This is a genomic window from Moraxella sp. CTOTU47618 (genome assembly GCF_032017425.1).
Lineage (GTDB): Bacteria > Pseudomonadota > Gammaproteobacteria > Pseudomonadales > Moraxellaceae > Faucicola > Faucicola tetraodonis.
The window spans coordinates 1-17,159 of record NZ_DALZPW010000012.1 but is presented as its reverse complement, the minus strand read 5'-3'; the positions used below and the strand labels follow the sequence as shown (position 1 = coordinate 17,159).

Below are 17,159 nucleotides of genomic sequence, written 5' to 3'. Positions count from 1 at the left end.
TGGTAAATTCAAAAGCTAATTCATTCGGCTATAATTAAGCGGCTTGCTTGGCAAAATATTCTTTGGTTTCAAGCCATTTGTCATTAAAATCCCATTTGTTTTTTGACATTTCCCACCAAACCATACTAAATGCCAATCGGTCATGACAAACAAGGCAATGGTTAAAGAATTCTTCTTCGATTTCGGCAATTTGCTCAGCTTGGTCTTCTGGATCGTCTTCTTCTTCCATGATATCTAATAGCGAAGCAATCGTCATTTGTGCCACTACTTTTGAGTCATCAGTGGACACACGTAGTTGGTGTTGATAAGTGTTCATTGAAGGCGATACCAATACGCTCCAGCGTGTGGCAAGATGGCTTACTTTAAACACATACTCACCATGATTGATGCATTGATCAAACCCTTGTAGCAGTGTTGGCGTTAGTTTTTCTCTGACTTGGTTGAGGATACGGTCACCAAAATAGGGCACGTCAAACCAACAACCATAAAACATATCGGCTAACGCACCTTGCAACGGCTCTTTTTCATCAAGCTCCATCGCTGCCATGATGCGGCTGGTATGGATATCCATATTCATCGGTTGGTCAATCACTTGGCGACTATAGAGACGAAAATTAAGCCAATGTTTTTGAAATTTTCTACGATTACGATTCGACAATGAATACATGCTGATTCCTCAAAAAATTAGCCTAATTATATAAAAAGTTATGTGACAAGGGTGAGGTATTAGTGACTGACGCTGTGAAAAATCCACGCATTTATCCCCTACTATACTATTAAACCCGATTGCAATCAAAACGCTTCAGCATAAAAAAAGCGCAACTCCATCTAAACATGAATTGCGCTATTGGGCAAGATGACAAGCTTGACCGATTAATCCAATAAGGTATCCATCAAATCAATCATAAACTCGCCGTCTTCTTGGGTCATCGGCTCAAAACCGTCGCTCATCCCCAGTTCTTGTAATACTTGTTCGCCCTCTGCGGTGTCTTTTAAGCTTAATAAGGCATCGATAAATGGCTCACTGTCGGCAAAACTCTCTTTAACCAGCAACACATGGCTGATATCGCTCAAATCACTTTCAACCAATACCTGCATTTGCGATAAGGTCAAGCGTGACAAGCTATGATAGACATCTGATAAAAAGAATGCCGCATCGGCTTCGCCTTTAATCAAATTACGCGCAGCGGCTTGGTAAGTTTCGGTAACTTTCCAAGTAATGTCAGCTTCTAACAAATCCACGGCTTCTAGCAAACGAAGCCCAATCAATTTGACATCACGGTTGTCTGCCATGACAATGGTGCAGCCTGCTTTTAAATCCTCAAGTGCTGCAATGCCACTGCCGGCTTTTGCAGCAATCACCATTTCATCAGATTTGCCCAGCGGACGAGCCACGGCGCGATAACCCTGCTCCCGAATCATGGTCGCTGCGTCAAAGGGATTGGCATAGATAATATCCACGTTTTGCGCTTGGATTAAGTCGTTTTGTTCATGCGCAGACGCGGGTGTCAGTAAGTGAATGTGAATGCCGGATTTTTTTTGTAGCAGTGTATTGAGCATATGCCACCCTGCAAAACGCTCAGGTGCGAAGTCAGGCGCAATGAGTAAATTAATTGTCATTAGGCTTGCTCCTCTAGCATTTTGCGATACAGTGCTTCAGCTTGCGCGATTTTGCTGCGTGATGGTTTGCGTCGTACCGAGGTATAGCCAACCGTTTCGCCATGGCGGATATTGGGCACAGCTGTCGCATACACCCAGTAGTAGCTACCATCTTTGCACAAGTTTTTGACATAGCCATGCCATTTTTTGCCCGCCTCGACTGTTTGCCACAGGTCTTTGAAGGCGGCTTTTGGCATTTGTGGATGTCGCAAAATATGATGCGGCGCACCAATTAATTCATCACGGCTATAGCCACTGATATCTACAAAGGCGTCATTGGCGTGGGTGATAATGCCATCTAAATCCACGCGTGACACGATAAGTTTGCCATCGGGATAAGGTAGCTCGTTTTCGGTGGTATAAACGATACGACTTGAGCCATCTGAGTAAGTCAGACGATGCGCTGTAGCATCGCTAGCAGGTTGGTCCATATCGGGTAATTGTACAGATTTCATTACCTCTCCTTATAAATTTTTGATGGATAAATTTTTGATTGAGTCACGGTTGCGAATATTAGTGAAAGGCTGACAAAGTTAAACTATTTGTAAGTTTTAGATAAGTTTTGATAAGGCTTCAGCCGCACGCTTCATATCCAAGAACACCAGACCCAATTTGGCATTTGGTTTGGTCAAAATGGTCAATACCGCTTCTGTACCCGATGCCGACATAATCACATAGCCTTTTTCGCCTTGTACCATGACGCGCTCGATACTGCCACGCGCTAGTTCTCGACCTGCACGGTCACCGAGTGATAGTAGCGCCGCTGACATCGCACCGACACGGTCTTCATCAATGCCCGCTGGCAATGCTGACGCAATCATCAAACCATCGGTCGAAATCAACGCCGAGGCTTCTACATCCGCTGAAGAGCTGTTTAGGTCGTTTAAGATTTGTTGAAACATATCGGTACGCATATCAAGAACCTTTTTAGTAAACAAAATTAGGGGTTAGTGGGCAAATTTAGTGGGCAAAATAAAAATAAACTTGCACCCATGCAATCCGTATTAAAATCATTCTTAATTATGGCTGGCATCGTGCAAAAATAATAGGGCAAAAATAGAAGGGAAATGTTGTTAAGTGAGGGGCTGATTAAGCGGCGCTCATCGGTGGTTTATGGAGGTTAACGGTTCAACCCCCGTATCCAATCTATAATCGCAACTGAGTGTCACATAACGTTTTGCTGGGTAGTATGATAACATAATTTAATAAAATTTTTACATTTTATTACAATACAAAGAGACTGAAAAAATTTTAGTGAGCGTCTGTGATATTCACATAATAAAAAAAAGCCAAGACAATAAGCGCTTGGCTTTAATAATTAACTAAAAGAAAACCGTAACTATTAAGGCTGTTTAGTGTGAAGCACTTGTTGGTGCAAACGCGCCAATCCATCCACCATGCGCTGCTGCAAGATAGCGGTAATTTCATTTCGGGTTTTACCCGCAGGGTCAATGGCTGCTAACGGCAACACATACGCTTTGGTAGGACGATTATCAAGGACACGTTTGACGCTATCTATCAAGCCAATATCGCCATAATACGGAATGTTTTGGTCAAGCTCGCCATCTTGGTTGACATAGCAAATCACAATCGGTTGAATGAGCACTTGGCTGTCCATCGCAGACTGCAATAAGTTACCATATATACGTTTAATCGCTGTGCCGTCTGTGGTCGTCGCTTCTGGGAAGAAAACCACGGGTGAGCCTTGCGATAAAAACTCACTCATTTGCTCACTGATTTTACTGGTATCGCCCGAACCGCGCTTGATAAATAAGGTATTGGCGGTAGACGCCATCCATCCAATCACTGGCCAATGCGCAATTTCTGCTTTGGACAAAAAGAAAGTCGGTACAATACTACCCACCACAGGGATATCGAGCCAAGAGATATGGTTGCTCGCCCATAGCGCGTGATGTGTCGGTATTGGCTCAAGTGCAGTCACCTCAATGCCTAACGATTTGAGCGATTTTTTACAGAATTTTTGAATCAATTGGATGATTTGCTGATTATCGGGATTTGGTGTGCGGCTAATTTGCCAAGCATAGCCGATACCTGTTTGAATCGCAGCCATTAAGCTCACAACGCGCTTGCTGCGTTGCCACTGGGTCGCCAAATTCTTTTTACTGTAGGTAGCAGGTTGTCGCAGTTGTTTTGCCGTTTCGCTTAGTAGGTTGTTAATCGTCAGCACAGATGGGGCGAGGTTAGAGTCAGATTTTTGCATAAGGTAAGTATGTGAGTGAAAAATTGTGGATGTAGTATAGCAAATTATTGGGCACACAGCTTACTAGGTCTGTTTGAGTTTTAGCAATAACCCAATAGCAATCCCTAAGTAACAATTATTAAGTATCAATCACTCAATAACAGTAACCAAACCCGGTTTATATTGGTCAAGATTAGCATCTTTGCCTCTATCAATAAACAAGTTAGTGCAAATAGTGCTGATAACGCGGTTTGACCTGTTCAAACGGCAACCAAACAAACACATCGGCACAATCAAACTCAGGATCATAACAAGCCGTTGCGCCAAGACTACAGCCCATTTTGACATACATTTTCAATAGCGCTGGCAAAGCGAAATTTTGCGGATTTGCCAAGTCCACATCAGCCACTTGCGCCAAATCGATAGCGGATAGTTTGTGCTCTGGCAATTTACGGGTCACTTTGACATCTAGCTTGGTACTATCAAGCTGATAATCTAACCAGTTTTGCACATTGCCCTCTTCCATCGGAACTGAGGCACAGCCCATAAACGCATTGACATTGTAAGCTTTGGCGACTGCCGCGATGGATTCCCACAAATGATTAATCGTGGTAATACCGCGATAATCCGGGTGCACACAGGTGCGACCGATTTCTAGCACATTATAGGGGTAATCATCGAGCAAGCGACCCAGTCTAAACTCATGCTCGCTATAAAATTGCCCAGCTTTTATCGCGCCATTTTTATCGAGTAAGCGGGTGGTTGCCACCGCGAGTGGCTGCCCAAAGCTATCTTGTTTGGTTTCGTCATACACCACCACATGGGTGCAATAATTATCAAAATCATCCCGATCTAGCGGCTGCTCCGAGCTTGGATGAAACCCCCCAAAACTTACAGAAAACGCTTGGGTAAAGGTCAAAGTGCGTAGGCGCTGGGCATTGAGTAAATGCTGCTCGGTTTGTAGCGAAAACTTATCCTCACTCACGTTAATAATCACTGACTTAAATAACGGGCGATGACGCGCACTTGGGCGGCTAAGCGTTGGCTTCACCAGCGGCGCTAGGGTCTCTACCACAGCCATATCAGCAAAATTATGTGCCAGCAACTGCGCAACAAACTGGGTATTAAAAAGACTATCAACAGGATAAGTGGCGATATCTTCGTATAATTTGGCGCCGTTATTTTGTTCTACAAAATTAGTTTGTTCTACAAAATCAGTCATCTTACTGTTACCTATGGTGGTTTTTGCTATGGCATTAGCCAGCTGCTGAGCGAAAAATGCCTTTGCTTGTCATTGATGCATTCTCAAAGCTACAAAGCCGCCATCATCCGATTGTGGGTGGTCAGTCAGTCTGGATGAATTCAGTATGCGTGACACCAGTGTCGTTTCAATGACGTTTTCATGGCAAAACCATGACCAAACCTGCGCCTTTACCCCCGTTTTAAGTTACTAATTGTAAATTTGACTAAAAGTTCTGCAAAAAAACCTTATATTTATATATATAACCCATCTATCGTGGCTAGCGCTTTTCTAACGCGGCTATCGACTATTTAAGCAAATGTTTAACTTAATAGACTTAGATAATACATTTAGATATAGACACATTTTTACACTCACAACGAAAGGATAAATCATTGGAGTATTTTGAGCGTTATGAAGGTGGTGAAAAAGCCATCTTAGTCCATTTAAACATTACCCATCTCAATGACCCAGACGATTTGGAAGAATTTGAATTGCTGGTGGATTCGGCAGGGGCGCAAAAACAAGCCTTGGTCACAGGTACGCGGTCTAAGCCTGACGCTAAATACTTTGTGGGTACGGGTAAAGCTGAAGAAATCGGGGAACTTGTCAAACAATATGAGGCAGATATTGTCATTTTTAACCATAGTTTGACCCCATCGCAGGAACGTAATATTGAGCGCTTGGTGCAGTGCCGTGTGCTTGATAGAACGGGGCTTATCTTGGATATTTTTGCCCAGCGGGCGCGAACCTACGAAGGTAAACTGCAAGTTGAGCTTGCCCAGCTTAATCACTTAGCGACTCGCTTGGTACGCGGCTGGACGCACTTGGAGCGCCAAAAAGGTGGTATTGGTCTACGCGGTCCAGGCGAAACCCAGCTTGAAACCGATAGACGCTTGTTACAGGTGCGTGTCGGGCAGCTCAAAGCCAAGCTTGATAAGGTCAAACAAACCCGCGCACAAGGTCGTGCCAAACGCCAAAAATCATCGGTGCCGACAATTTCACTGGTCGGTTATACCAATGCGGGTAAATCCACCTTATTTAATACCCTGACCAATGAAAACATCTATGCCGCCAATCAGCTATTTGCGACGCTTGACCCGACGCTACGGAGTGTGTCATGGTCGGGCGTGGGTAAGGTGGTACTTGTCGACACGGTCGGTTTTGTCCGCCATTTGCCCCATGAGCTAGTGGAAGCCTTCCATGCCACGCTAGAAGAAACCTTAGAGGCAGATTTGTTGCTGCATGTCATTGATAGTCACCGTGAAGACATGCATGAGCAAATCGCCGCGGTACAATCTGTGTTAGCGGAAATTGATAATCAAGTGCCTGTGCTAAATGTGTTTAATAAAATTGATCTCACAGGTGAGCCGCCGCACATCGGTTATAGTGATAAAGCCAAGCCCAATCGGGTGTATATCTCTGCCTATGAGGGGTTAGGTATCGAGCAACTCACCCTTGCCGTGCAGCAACTATTGGTGGGCCAATTACAGCGGTTTGAATTAACCTTACCCGCTAATTTTGGACAATTGCAACACGAACTACATAAGTTAGAAGTGATTGAAGACCTCAGCTACGATGAAACAGGTCAAACTAAACTGACTGCCACGATGTCGGTGGACAAGCTTAAGCAGTTGTTGGGTGAATTTGGTATCGCACCTGAGGAAGTGTTGTCGCAAGCACAAGCCAAACTGCTTGCGCCAGTGCTTGAGCCATTTGAACAACTATTACAGCAGCAACCATTGGATACTGCCGACGAGACATAATTTTATAGCCATTGGCACCATTAGACCTGCATCAATCTTGAGTCGGTGCAGGTTTTTTTGAATGAATAAATGACTGTAAAGTCCGATAAACTGCGCTTATTGACCATAAGTTGGTTAAATCTTAAAAATATATTCGTCAATTTGTCATTCTTTTGTCATGTCGCCCATTATGCTATCAGATTTTTTTCAGTTATTTTTAAGGTTATTTGAGTTTATTTTTAATAAATATCAAATATTTAGGTTATTTTCCCCAATTTATGTGGATAACCATGTGGATAACTTCTGACTTGACAACAATAAACCGCATATCACTATAGGTTATCTCTAAATTGGTTATTTTTTAACCAATTATTTTAGTTATATAAATCATAGAGTTATAGTTTTTTGCAAAGTGCAAGCAAAAAATTTTACTTTTTTTTTTAAGATTTAAGGCTTGAAAATTTGATAGTTTTTATGACTAAAAATTTTGAGCCCTTGTTTTTCTAATCCTTCGTATCCAAGCCAAAAGTTATACAAGTTTTTTAGCAATTTATTCCCTTATTTCCCCTTATCTGATTTTTTGTAAACTTTAACCAGTTTTTGACAGATTTATGGTATATTTCATGCCAATTCTTTTATAATATTGTTATCAAATGTCATTGAAACATAACGAATTTTATCTTTTTATGTCAGTTTAAACCATTACGCTAACCTCAAATTTTATAGTCATGTGCTTTACTGTGACGTATTGTCAAAAATTTTACATAGGTATATTTATGGTATTGTTTGCAAAAAAACCTCGCCTAGCCTATTTGCTATCGGCTTCCCTATTGTCATTGGGTGGTTTGGCAAGTATGGATGCAGCGAACGCTGGCAATATGTATGTGTTTAAAGATAGCAACGGTCAGGTACTGTTGACCAATGTAGTCAGCAACAACCGCCCTGCAGGAAATAATTTCCAAAACTTTACTAAAAAAGTCAAAGTGACTTATTACGCGGATACCAATGTGCATAGTTATAGCAATTGGGGCGCCAATGAAGCTGCAGTAGCTGCCAGTGCACGTGGCAACAAAAATAGCTACGATAGTATGATTGTGGCTTCTGCGCTGCGTCATGGTGTCGACCCTGCATTGATGAAAGCCATGATGCATACTGAATCAGGTTTTAATCCCAATGCGCGCTCACCTGTTGGGGCACAGGGGTTAATGCAATTAATGCCTGCGACGGCTAGGCGGTTTGGTGTGTATAACGCTTGGAACCCTGCCGAGAACATCGAAGGCGCGGCAAAGTATTTGAAATTTTTACAAAACCGTTTTGGTAATGTTCAGCATGTGATAGCGAGCTATAATGCCGGTGAAGGCAATGTCAGTAAATACGGCGGTATTCCCCCATTTCGTGAAACCCGTGACTACGTACAACGTGTATTAAGCCGCTACAACAACTTATATCGCAATGACCCCAATCTGCGCTCTAGTACTAGCAGCAATGGCTTTCAAAATGTTAGCTACAATTCCGCTAACTCTTATACTATCGTCCGCTAGCAAGCGTGTCTATCACCGCAAAGCCAGTTTAATACTGGCTTTTTTTATGTTACAAATTTATGCCACTTTTCCCTTTAATTTGTTGCATTAAACGCTATTATATTAAATATCATAGTCAACTTATTGTTGATAAGTATATTTAATCGTTTGATTGTCTTTAGGAAACCGTCATGTTACGAATTGGCTTATTTCTTTTAACTAACCTAGCGGTGATGGTGGTGTTTGGTATCGTCATGAACGTCATCGCGCCAATGCTAGGGTTCAATTTGGGCGGCACAGGCACGACTAGCCTGCTGGTGATGTGTTTCATCTACGGTATGATAGGGTCTTTTGTATCGCTGTTGATGTCAAAATGGTTGGCAAAACGCTCTACAGGTACGCAAGTTATTGAACAGCCTGCTACCCAGTTGGAAGTTTGGCTGGTCGAAACGGTTCGCCGTTTAGCGCAAAACGTCAATATTGATATGCCAGAAGTGGGTATCTTTGATAATCCATCGCCCAATGCCTTTGCCACAGGTTGGAATAAAAACAAGGCTTTGGTTGCGGTATCGACCGGGCTACTACAATCGATGAACCAAGAAGAAGTCGAAGCGGTACTTGCCCATGAAATTGGTCACGTTGCCAATGGTGATATGGTGACCTTAGCGCTTGTGCAAGGAGTGGTTAACAGCTTTGTGATGTTCTTTGCGCGCATTGTGGGTTTATTTGTAGATCAGGCGGTATTTAAAAATGACAGCAATTCACCTGGCATGGGCTATTACATTACCAGTATGGTGTTAGATATTGTGTTTGGTATTGCTGCACAAGCAGTGGTTATGTGGTTCTCTCGTTATCGTGAATACCGTGCGGATGAAGCAGGCGCGCGTTTGGCGGGTAAATACAACATGATTGCTGCCTTAGAAGCGTTAAAACCTGCCAGCCAGCATCCCGACTATATGCCACAAGGCATGAAAGCCTTTGCCATTAATGAAGGTAAAGGGGGATTTAGTTTTGCCCAGTTATTTGCCAGCCATCCCTCCCTTGATGACCGTATTGCCCATTTACAAAAATTGGCTCCCTAATTATTTTGACCACTTGTTTTAACAAGGTAAAAAACCCAATCAGTGATTGGGTTTTTTAGTTAGTTTGTAATACATTTAGAAAATACCTTTGACAGTATTAAAATGACTTATTTAGCCAGTTTTTGTGCATCCATGGCATCTTTGTGTAGACGGGTGTTGAGCTCATCGATGATTTCAATCCAACCTGCATCTGCACGGTATTCGTCTTTTAAAAATTTACGTTGGTTGTCGCTCCAAAAAGGTGCATCGCTCAGCTGGACTGATTGCGCCAATTGATTTTCTTGAATAAATTGTTCAACCGCAGCATCATCGCCATCCATACCCATTTGTTCAAATAACATATTAATGTTTCTTTCGCCATCTGTCATCATTGTGGTTCTCCTAGTACTGTTAAAAGTATCAACGTTTAGTATCAACGTTTAAAAGTATCAATATTTATTTTAATGTCATTATTTTGTAGCACTTATTTTATTCAAAAATTATCAAAAAGTGCCACAGGTTATTTATATCGTCAGACCATTCTAATAATATATTAGTCTAATACTATCTAAATAGTCACTTCAGTGTAGCCAAAATTGGGTAAAAAAAATGTGATTTGATTGTATAGTGTGGTTATTTCATGTAAAAAAACCAGCCTAATGAGACTGGTTTTTTTATCAAGTTAAAAGATTGTAACCTAATTAGTTAGGAAGTAAGTGGCTTACTGCATCACGCTCTTCAGCCAATTCAGTTTCGGTGGCTTTCATTTTTTCTTGTGAGAAAGCCGATGAAACATCTAGCCCTTCAACAATTTTCCAATCGCCATTTTGGCAAGTACATGGGAATGAATAGATAAGACCTTTTTGGATACCGTATTCACCATTTGAGTAAACACCCATAGATACCCAATCATTCTCGTCAGTGCCTAGTGCCCATGAACGAATGTGCGCAATCGCAGCATTTGCAGCAGATGCCGCTGATGAGGCACCACGTGCTTTAATGATGGCAGCACCACGCTGTTGTACGTTAGGGATATAAGTACCTTCGTACCAGTCACGTTGTACTTGCTCTAGGGCAGGTTGACCTTTTACCGTAGTGAAAGTCAAATCTGGGTACTGGGTTGAAGAGTGGTTACCCCAAATGATCATTTTTTTGATGTCATTCACGGTGGTTTCAGTTTCTTCAGCCAGTTGCGCCATACCACGGTTGTGGTCAAGACGTGTCATCGCTGTAAAGTTACGTGGGTCTAGGTCTGGGGCATTGCGCTGTGCGATTAAGGCATTGGTGTTAGCTGGATTGCCCACAACCAATACTTTGACATTACGGCTAGCGTTGTCATTTAACGCTTTACCTTGTGCAGAGAAGATGGCGGCGTTAGCTTCGAGCAAATCTTTACGCTCCATGCCAGGACCACGAGGACGGGCACCCACAAGTAGTGCATAGTCCGCATCTTTGAACGCAACATTAGCGTCGTCAGTTTGTACGACGCCCGCTAGCAATGGGAATGCACAATCTTCAAGTTCCATTACCACACCTTTTAAGGCTTCTAAGGCTGGCGTGATTTCTAATAATTGTAAAATGACAGGTTGGTCTTTACCTAACATATCACCCGATGCGATACGAAATAATAATGAATAACTGATTTGACCAGCAGCACCAGTCACCGCAACACGAACAGGCTGTTTCATTGAAAGCTCCTATTATGATAAGTACAAGATCCTTTGCAAAAGCAAGGCAGTGAAAAAAGCAGAAAAAGTTGTCTAAAAAAGCTTGCCTAGTTTATCACTTGTCACCATCAAAGACCATAAATTTATGGGGTCAATTGTCGGGTGAGCTTGACAATTATGGGTTGAAGTGAGGCAAAGAACAAAATAAAAAACGCTTAAAACTAGGCAAAAATTGATACCGCCATCCCTCAATAATTACCATCAATCAAAAATTGACTAGGACAGGCGTAAGAGCGGGTGGCACATTGGGCAAACCGTCCGTTATTGTCATAGCACACGTTAATATAGGTCAATACAGATTGACCTGCACTATTTTTTTGACAGAAAAAATTAAACGAGTTTGGTTTCATGCCAGGGTTTAAAGATAATAATTGGTGGCTCAAGCCACTGGACGTGAATCGATAACTGCGACCGCTACTGAGTTCTTTTGGGAGTTTTAATTGACTGGCAAGCGAGTTAATGGTACGAAAATAATTAGGGGTACTTAGGCCACTACAGCGGCCATACTGCTGCCAGATATTTTTGCGAATATTACCGTCTGGAATGACTTTTGAGGTGATCTTTTCTTGCAGTGGCGACATGCTATAGCGGCTATTACTACAAGACTGGTTCGCCACCCGATAAAAATTCACCGTCATCGGGTTGCCTTCGATACATTGGCGAAGATTACCCATGTATGGGTTAAGCTTGCAGACAGCAGGGGATAATTCCACTCCCAAAACACTGTCGGCGTGGGCAGCTGGGGTTGCTAAAGCACCCATCACCGCCAAGCAGCCAACTGACAAATAGCCACTAAACTTTGCGCTTTTTTGATCACTTGAGTTGATAATTAAACTGGCTAAATTTGCCGCTGCCTCATCATCTTGAATCTTTGCCCTAAACTTTAACGACGCCAATGTGGCGGTGTGTGAGACCTTGTGCCAGTTGGTAAAATCGAGCAATGTTTTTAGACAAGATGACAGCATAGCAATTAAACCAAATAGTCGATGATTAAAAACAAGCAGGTTGCTTTAACGTTTACAGTGAGCTTTTAAAATAGAAGTGATAAAAATGGTGGTTGACTTATCAATTTTCTGCTTGAAATAACTAAATTTTTTGCCAAACGAAACTAATGTTTATGAGTCATGCCAATTCTTTGAAATCATACTAACTGGGTCAGATTTTGTAAACCCTGTATATACTAAAAAACAACAGTAATTTATTGACCATTATCAATTAATTAGCTGTTATTTTTGCGAAGATTTAGCAGGTTTATGTAATACAGATTGAATTAATACTTAGCAGCAATAATACCCATACGCTGAGTAATCGGTTGGTTGCTGCCGCCAAGGAGCACATCATAATGGGTGGTATTTTCCATCACGGCTTTGACATAATTGCGCGTTTCTGCATAAGGAATGGTCTCAACATACTGATCAGCCGCTAGGCTACCATTCTCAGGTTGCCAAGTTTTGGCCTTACCTGGCCCTGCATTGTAGCCCGCGGTGGCTAGTACAGGCTGACCCCCCAATTTATTTAAGATATCGCCCATATAATACGTACCGTAGCGAATATTGGTATCGCCCCCTGCGACGCGAGATGGTTCATACGGTTCGCCCAATTTACGTGCGATATAGCGCGCGGTGTCTGGCATGATTTGCATCAACCCCCCTGCCCCGACACCCGAGCGAGCGCCGATATTAAAACGGCTTTCTTGACGCATGATGCCATACGCCCACGCAGGATCGATTCCTGCTTGGCGGCTGTATTGCACGACACTAGACTGATAAGGCATTGGGAATGCCAGTGCCGAATTTGGAATCGTTTTGGTAGACTCCAGCGCATAGATAGCACGGTCGTACCATCCCATGTCCGAGGCGGTTTGCGCGGCTGCCAGAATCATCCTCTCATCACCACGGTCACGTGCTTTTTTTACCGCCCAGTTCCATTCACGGTTGGTATAGCTGGGATTGGCGGCAAGTTTATAGAGGGTAAATGCGCGATTAAAGAAACTATCGCTTGCGAGGCGTGAGTAATCACTATTGCTCACCGGTGGATTGGTCGGTAATCGGTCAAAACGCTGCCCCAGTTGGTCTTTGGCAAGCAGTCCATAATAGTCATTGGTTTGCGCCAATTGACTAAATAGCTGATTGGCTTGTTGACGCTGCTGGCTGGTGCCGCCCAATTTGTAGGCTTTGGCAAGCCAATATTGCCATACCGGTTGCTGCTGATTTTTATAGTCCATTGCGCCAATGGCTTGTGCCAAATCTGACCATCGGCTATAGCGTATCGCTGCTTGGGCATAGTTTTCGGCTTCTTCATTATTAAATGGTACGCCCAGACTTTTTTGCATCCAATCAACCGCATCACTACTAAACCCTTGATCGGTATTGACGCCCATCCTTGCCACGCCCAAGGTACGGTAGGCATATTGACGGGTTTTGGCATCAAAAAACTGCGGGTTTCGCCCCACATCATAGTTAAGCTGCATCGCCGCTTCACTGACAGATTTTTTGGCAAGTTGCCCTAAGCCATATAAATATAAATACCGATTGCTGGCGGTTGCTGGCATACTTCCGAGTTGTGAAAAAAACGCATTGGGACTGCTACTGATGCTCATGAGCTGATTGTAGCTCAGCTGCACGCCCAATCGGCTGGCAAGCTGCACGATATCACCATTGTTGCCCGTGCGTAGCATACGGTACAGTCGCTGCTCACGGTCATCATTGCTAACCATGTGATTGCCATTGAGCTCTGTCGCCAACTGTTGGCAAAGCTGCGGCAGTTTTTTATCCGTGCTGAGCCAAACATTACCTTTTTCGGTATAAGCACGCATGCTATCGCCACCGTGATTGAAGCCTAACGCAATGGCACAAGCTTCACTGGCATCAGGATTGGTTACATAGCTCGCCACTTGTCTAACTGCATCATAATCACCCATCCGCGCTTTGGTTTCCGCATAATCCGCCGCCAATTTTTCTGCCATCGCAGTTTGTGGATAACGGTTGGCAAAACTTACAATCGCTGATGCAGGCTGAGCGTCTAAGTCTTTATTGAGCTGCCAATACTCTGGATACATGGCTAGACTGCCACCCGCCATCATTTGCTGATAGTTGCCCATTTGCGATAAGTTGCCAAGGCTAGCTTCACGTTCGGCTTGGTTAAAATAACTATCCGCCGTGCTAGGCGTCCCTACAGAATAGCTACTTGCACAAGCAGATTCTGCAAAAACAGCAATCACACCGCATGAAATCATCGAAAGCTTGAGATTTTTCATAATAATTGGTAATACCTTTTATAAGATAAATAGGCAAAAAATGACAAAAGTAATGTAAAAATTAGTTAACCTTGCTGAAGCGATTATAACGATTGTCGACTAAAAAAAATTTACCCAAATCTCAACTAATTGTATAAAAATGTTGCAGCTTATTTTATATAACAAATAGTTTTTTAATTTTAAATTTAATTAACTATAAATTATATATTATTTGGCTTATGATAAGTCTATTATTAACCAACTAAATGCGATAAGCCATGACCCATACCCAGCACGCCCTAAATATTCAACAATACCAAGACAAATCCCACAACTATCTCAATAGCCCTGTTCATGCACAAGGTGCTGAGTTCGACAAAATAAAGCAGTTGATTGAGGCGCACAAGCTTGCGCATATATTGGATTTGGGCTGTGGCGGTGGGCACGTCAGTTATCAGGTGGCTCCTGTTGCCACATCAGTGATTGCTTATGACATTACCCCTACGATGACCGAAGTTGTCGCCAGCCAAGCCAAAGCACGCGGCTTAACCAATATCACCACACAAATCGGTACAGCAGAAAAATTACCCTTTGCCGACCAGCAATTTGATGCCATTATCACGCGCTATTCTGCGCACCATTGGCAAAATGTACCACAAGCGCTATTTGAGATGCATCGCGCCCTAGCTGACGGTGGCAAAGTGGTGATTGTCGATGTGTTGGGCAATAGCAACCCCGTGCTCAATAATTTTTTACAGACCATTGAAACCATCCGCGATCCCAGTCATGTCAAAGATTATAGTCTTGCCGAGTGGTTGTATTTTGCAGAAATCACCGGCTTTTTCGTGGCGACTGTCGAGATGCAAAAACTGGCGTTAAATTTTGACAGTTGGGTCGCCCGTATGCATACCCCTGATACCAGCATACAAGTGATTCGAGCCTTACAAAAAAATTGTGCCGCGCCCGTTAGACAATATTTTGAGATAGATGAGGTTGGCAATTTTAACACCGATGTCATTTATTTAGTGCTGTCAAAATAATCACTACCGCATCTTGGCAAAAAAATCTGTTATAATTGAGGGTTTATTTTAGGCGAAACATTTAGGTGTAGTCATGACAGTTGCTACTTTTGACCCAAAAGCACAGATTCCCAAAACTCAAAATTTGGTAACGCCAACGCTAGCGGTGAGTGTTGAACCCACCATGCCACCAGCGGATACTCGTGTCAAACGCGTGTTTATCGAGACCCAAGGCTGTCAGATGAATGTGTACGACTCTGAAAAAATGGCAGATGTGCTAGGCGACTCCCATGGCATGGTGCTGACGGACAATCCTGAAGAAGCCGATGTACTGCTCATGAATACCTGTTCGATTCGTGAAAAAGCGCAAGAAAAAGTATTTTCTGAACTCGGGCGCTGGAAAAAGCTTAAAGAGAAAAACCCGAATTTGGTCATCGGTGTGGGCGGCTGCGTGGCATCACAAGAAGGCGATAAAATCCAAAGCCGTGCCCCGCATGTCGATATGGTGTTTGGACCGCAAACCCTGCATCGCCTGCCAGAACTGTATGACCAATCCACCAAACAGCTGGATGTCAAACCCAAAAACCGTATCGGCGTCGTCGATGTGTCTTTCCCTAGCATTGAAAAATTTGACTTTTTACCCGAGTCCAAAGTGGAAGGGTTTAAGGCGTTTGTATCCATCATGGAAGGCTGCTCAAAATACTGCTCATTTTGCGTGGTGCCTTACACCCGAGGCGAAGAAATCTCGCGCCCACTCGATGATGTACTTGCCGAGATTGACAGCCTTGCTAGCCAAGGGGTACGTGAAGTAACGCTATTGGGGCAAAACGTCAATGGCTACCGCGGTGAAAAACACGATGGCACAATTTGCCGTTTTAGTGAGTTATTGCATTATGTGGCGCACGTTGACGGCATTGAGCGTATTCGCTATACCACCAGCCATCCACTGGAATTTAGCGATGATATCATTGAAGCGTATGCCAAAATACCAAAACTGGTATCCCACCTGCACCTACCCGTGCAAAGTGGCTCCAACGCTATCCTAGCTGCCATGAAGCGTAACCACACCATTGATATCTACATTGAGCAAATCCGCAAACTGCGCGCGGTGCGCCCTGATATGTATTTATCAAGCGATTTTATTATCGGGTTTCCCAATGAAACCGACCAAGATTTCCAAGATACGCTCAATCTTGCCAAAGATTTGGATTTTGACCATTCGTATAGCTTTATTTACTCCAAGCGTCCAGGTACGCCTGCGTCAGACTTGCCCGACAATATCGATATAGCAACCAAAAAAGCCCGTTTGGCGGCGTTTCAGCAAGTGATTATTGATTCGACTTGGGCAAAAACCCAAGGCATGGTGGGTCAAACCGTGCGTGTGTTGGTGGAGCAACATGGCGACCGCAATCCTGAATTTTTGATGGGAACGGCGGATAATACGCGAACGGTATTGTTTAAAGGCGATGACGCGTTGATTGGTAAACTGGTGATGGTAAAAGTCACGCGAGCCATGAGTCCGCATTTGGTGGAAGGTGAGTTGGTTGAAGTGTTAGGTTAATATAATGGCATTTGACATGTGGTTTGATTGTGACAATGAGAAAATCAATTGTCAAATTTCGCATGAGAACGAACGTATTTTACGTTTAGCCGAAGGTAACACTAACTTTCAACGCTTACTTGGCTATTGGATAACTTTTAGAAGCTGTATTCACAAGCACATATTTCTCAACAATTGAGTGATATGAGCAAT

General features: G+C 43.3%; 15 protein-coding genes. 5 read left to right on the top strand and 10 right to left on the bottom strand.

Annotation, left to right across the window (positions count from 1 at the left end; translation table 11 throughout):
• Positions 1 to 34 precede the first annotated feature (34 nt).
• From RTS09_RS09400 to RTS09_RS09375, 6 genes are all read right to left on the bottom strand, one after another.
• Positions 35 to 667, bottom strand: coding sequence for a hypothetical protein (locus RTS09_RS09400; RefSeq protein WP_188874772.1), 633 nt, complete (start codon positions 665 to 667; stop codon positions 35 to 37).
• Between the two features lie 206 nt (positions 668 to 873).
• Positions 874 to 1,620 carry a phosphate/phosphite/phosphonate ABC transporter substrate-binding protein gene (locus RTS09_RS09395; protein ID WP_239743002.1) on the bottom strand — a complete coding sequence of 249 codons (747 nt, stop codon included), beginning with the start codon at positions 1,618 to 1,620 and terminating at the stop codon, positions 874 to 876.
• The gene (locus RTS09_RS09390) at positions 1,620 to 2,114 is read right to left on the bottom strand and encodes a PAS domain-containing protein (protein ID WP_076776317.1); all 495 of its coding nucleotides are present in this window, start codon (positions 2,112 to 2,114) and stop codon (positions 1,620 to 1,622) included. Before RTS09_RS09390 ends, RTS09_RS09395 begins: the two co-directional genes overlap by 1 nt.
• Positions 2,115 to 2,210: 96 nt before the next feature.
• Entirely contained in the window at positions 2,211 to 2,573 is a 363-nt protein-coding gene (locus RTS09_RS09385; RefSeq protein ID WP_007117205.1) for a roadblock/LC7 domain-containing protein, read from the bottom strand.
• A 428-nt stretch (positions 2,574 to 3,001) separates the two neighbouring features.
• Positions 3,002 to 3,880 (bottom strand): lysophospholipid acyltransferase family protein, encoded by an 879-nt coding sequence (locus RTS09_RS09380; RefSeq protein ID WP_312536413.1) that lies wholly within the window; start codon positions 3,878 to 3,880, stop codon positions 3,002 to 3,004.
• Positions 3,881 to 4,082: 202 nt separating this feature from the next.
• A complete protein-coding gene (locus RTS09_RS09375) occupies positions 4,083 to 5,081 on the bottom strand; it encodes a GNAT family N-acetyltransferase (protein ID WP_312536411.1) in 999 nt (332 codons plus the stop codon).
• A 413-nt stretch (positions 5,082 to 5,494) separates the two neighbouring features.
• On the opposite strand from RTS09_RS09375, the gene hflX reads away from it, so the two are divergent.
• From hflX to htpX, 3 genes are all read left to right on the top strand, one after another.
• Positions 5,495 to 6,865: a ribosome rescue GTPase HflX gene (gene hflX / locus RTS09_RS09370; RefSeq protein WP_312536408.1), complete on the top strand. Its 1,371-nt coding sequence runs from the start codon at positions 5,495 to 5,497 to the stop codon at positions 6,863 to 6,865.
• A gap of 755 nt (positions 6,866 to 7,620) precedes the next feature.
• Positions 7,621 to 8,385 carry a lytic transglycosylase domain-containing protein gene (locus RTS09_RS09365; RefSeq protein ID WP_282841338.1) on the top strand — a complete coding sequence of 255 codons (765 nt, stop codon included), beginning with the start codon at positions 7,621 to 7,623 and terminating at the stop codon, positions 8,383 to 8,385.
• 170 nt (positions 8,386 to 8,555) lie between these two features.
• A complete protein-coding gene (gene htpX, locus RTS09_RS09360) occupies positions 8,556 to 9,446 on the top strand; it encodes a protease HtpX (protein WP_312536405.1) in 891 nt (296 codons plus the stop codon).
• Between the two features lie 107 nt (positions 9,447 to 9,553).
• Here htpX and RTS09_RS09355 read toward each other — a convergent pair whose 3' ends face one another.
• The 4 genes from RTS09_RS09355 to RTS09_RS09340 form a co-directional block, all read right to left on the bottom strand.
• Positions 9,554 to 9,817, bottom strand: coding sequence for a DUF2789 family protein (locus RTS09_RS09355; protein WP_050324722.1), 264 nt, complete (start codon positions 9,815 to 9,817; stop codon positions 9,554 to 9,556).
• A 309-nt stretch (positions 9,818 to 10,126) separates the two neighbouring features.
• Positions 10,127 to 11,113 (bottom strand): malate dehydrogenase, encoded by a 987-nt coding sequence (locus RTS09_RS09350; RefSeq protein ID WP_007116966.1) that lies wholly within the window; start codon positions 11,111 to 11,113, stop codon positions 10,127 to 10,129.
• 227 nt (positions 11,114 to 11,340) lie between these two features.
• On the bottom strand, positions 11,341 to 12,117 hold the full coding sequence (locus RTS09_RS09345; RefSeq protein WP_312536402.1) for a T2 family ribonuclease: 777 nt from the start codon (positions 12,115 to 12,117) through the stop codon (positions 11,341 to 11,343).
• 305 nt (positions 12,118 to 12,422) lie between these two features.
• Positions 12,423 to 14,408: a lytic transglycosylase domain-containing protein gene (locus RTS09_RS09340; protein WP_312536399.1), complete on the bottom strand. Its 1,986-nt coding sequence runs from the start codon at positions 14,406 to 14,408 to the stop codon at positions 12,423 to 12,425.
• 257 nt (positions 14,409 to 14,665) lie between these two features.
• Here RTS09_RS09340 and RTS09_RS09335 point away from each other — a divergent pair, with 257 nt between their 5' ends.
• Together RTS09_RS09335 and miaB are read left to right on the top strand one after the other, a co-directional pair.
• A complete protein-coding gene (locus tag RTS09_RS09335) occupies positions 14,666 to 15,427 on the top strand; it encodes a class I SAM-dependent methyltransferase (protein WP_095355888.1) in 762 nt (253 codons plus the stop codon).
• A 73-nt stretch (positions 15,428 to 15,500) separates the two neighbouring features.
• On the top strand, positions 15,501 to 16,967 hold the full coding sequence (miaB, locus tag RTS09_RS09330) for a tRNA (N6-isopentenyl adenosine(37)-C2)-methylthiotransferase MiaB (RefSeq protein WP_312536396.1): 1,467 nt from the start codon (positions 15,501 to 15,503) through the stop codon (positions 16,965 to 16,967).
• Positions 16,968 to 17,159: the final 192 nt, after the last annotated feature.

Coding starts and splice junctions, on each gene's coding strand:
- htpX (WP_312536405.1), top strand. CDS start 8,556: ATGTTACGAATTGGCTTATTTCTTTTAACTAACCTAGCGGTGATGGTG.
- RTS09_RS09390 (WP_076776317.1), bottom strand. CDS start 2,114: ATGAAATCTGTACAATTACCCGATATGGACCAACCTGCTAGCGATGCT.
- RTS09_RS09395 (WP_239743002.1), bottom strand. CDS start 1,620: ATGACAATTAATTTACTCATTGCGCCTGACTTCGCACCTGAGCGTTTT.
- RTS09_RS09335 (WP_095355888.1), top strand. CDS start 14,666: ATGACCCATACCCAGCACGCCCTAAATATTCAACAATACCAAGACAAA.
- RTS09_RS09400 (WP_188874772.1), bottom strand. CDS start 667: ATGTATTCATTGTCGAATCGTAATCGTAGAAAATTTCAAAAACATTGG.
- RTS09_RS09355 (WP_050324722.1), bottom strand. CDS start 9,817: ATGATGACAGATGGCGAAAGAAACATTAATATGTTATTTGAACAAATG.
- RTS09_RS09365 (WP_282841338.1), top strand. CDS start 7,621: ATGGTATTGTTTGCAAAAAAACCTCGCCTAGCCTATTTGCTATCGGCT.
- RTS09_RS09340 (WP_312536399.1), bottom strand. CDS start 14,408: ATGAAAAATCTCAAGCTTTCGATGATTTCATGCGGTGTGATTGCTGTT.
- RTS09_RS09375 (WP_312536411.1), bottom strand. CDS start 5,081: ATGACTGATTTTGTAGAACAAACTAATTTTGTAGAACAAAATAACGGC.
- RTS09_RS09345 (WP_312536402.1), bottom strand. CDS start 12,117: ATGCTGTCATCTTGTCTAAAAACATTGCTCGATTTTACCAACTGGCAC.
- RTS09_RS09350 (WP_007116966.1), bottom strand. CDS start 11,113: ATGAAACAGCCTGTTCGTGTTGCGGTGACTGGTGCTGCTGGTCAAATC.
- miaB (WP_312536396.1), top strand. CDS start 15,501: ATGACAGTTGCTACTTTTGACCCAAAAGCACAGATTCCCAAAACTCAA.
- RTS09_RS09380 (WP_312536413.1), bottom strand. CDS start 3,880: ATGCAAAAATCTGACTCTAACCTCGCCCCATCTGTGCTGACGATTAAC.
- RTS09_RS09385 (WP_007117205.1), bottom strand. CDS start 2,573: ATGCGTACCGATATGTTTCAACAAATCTTAAACGACCTAAACAGCTCT.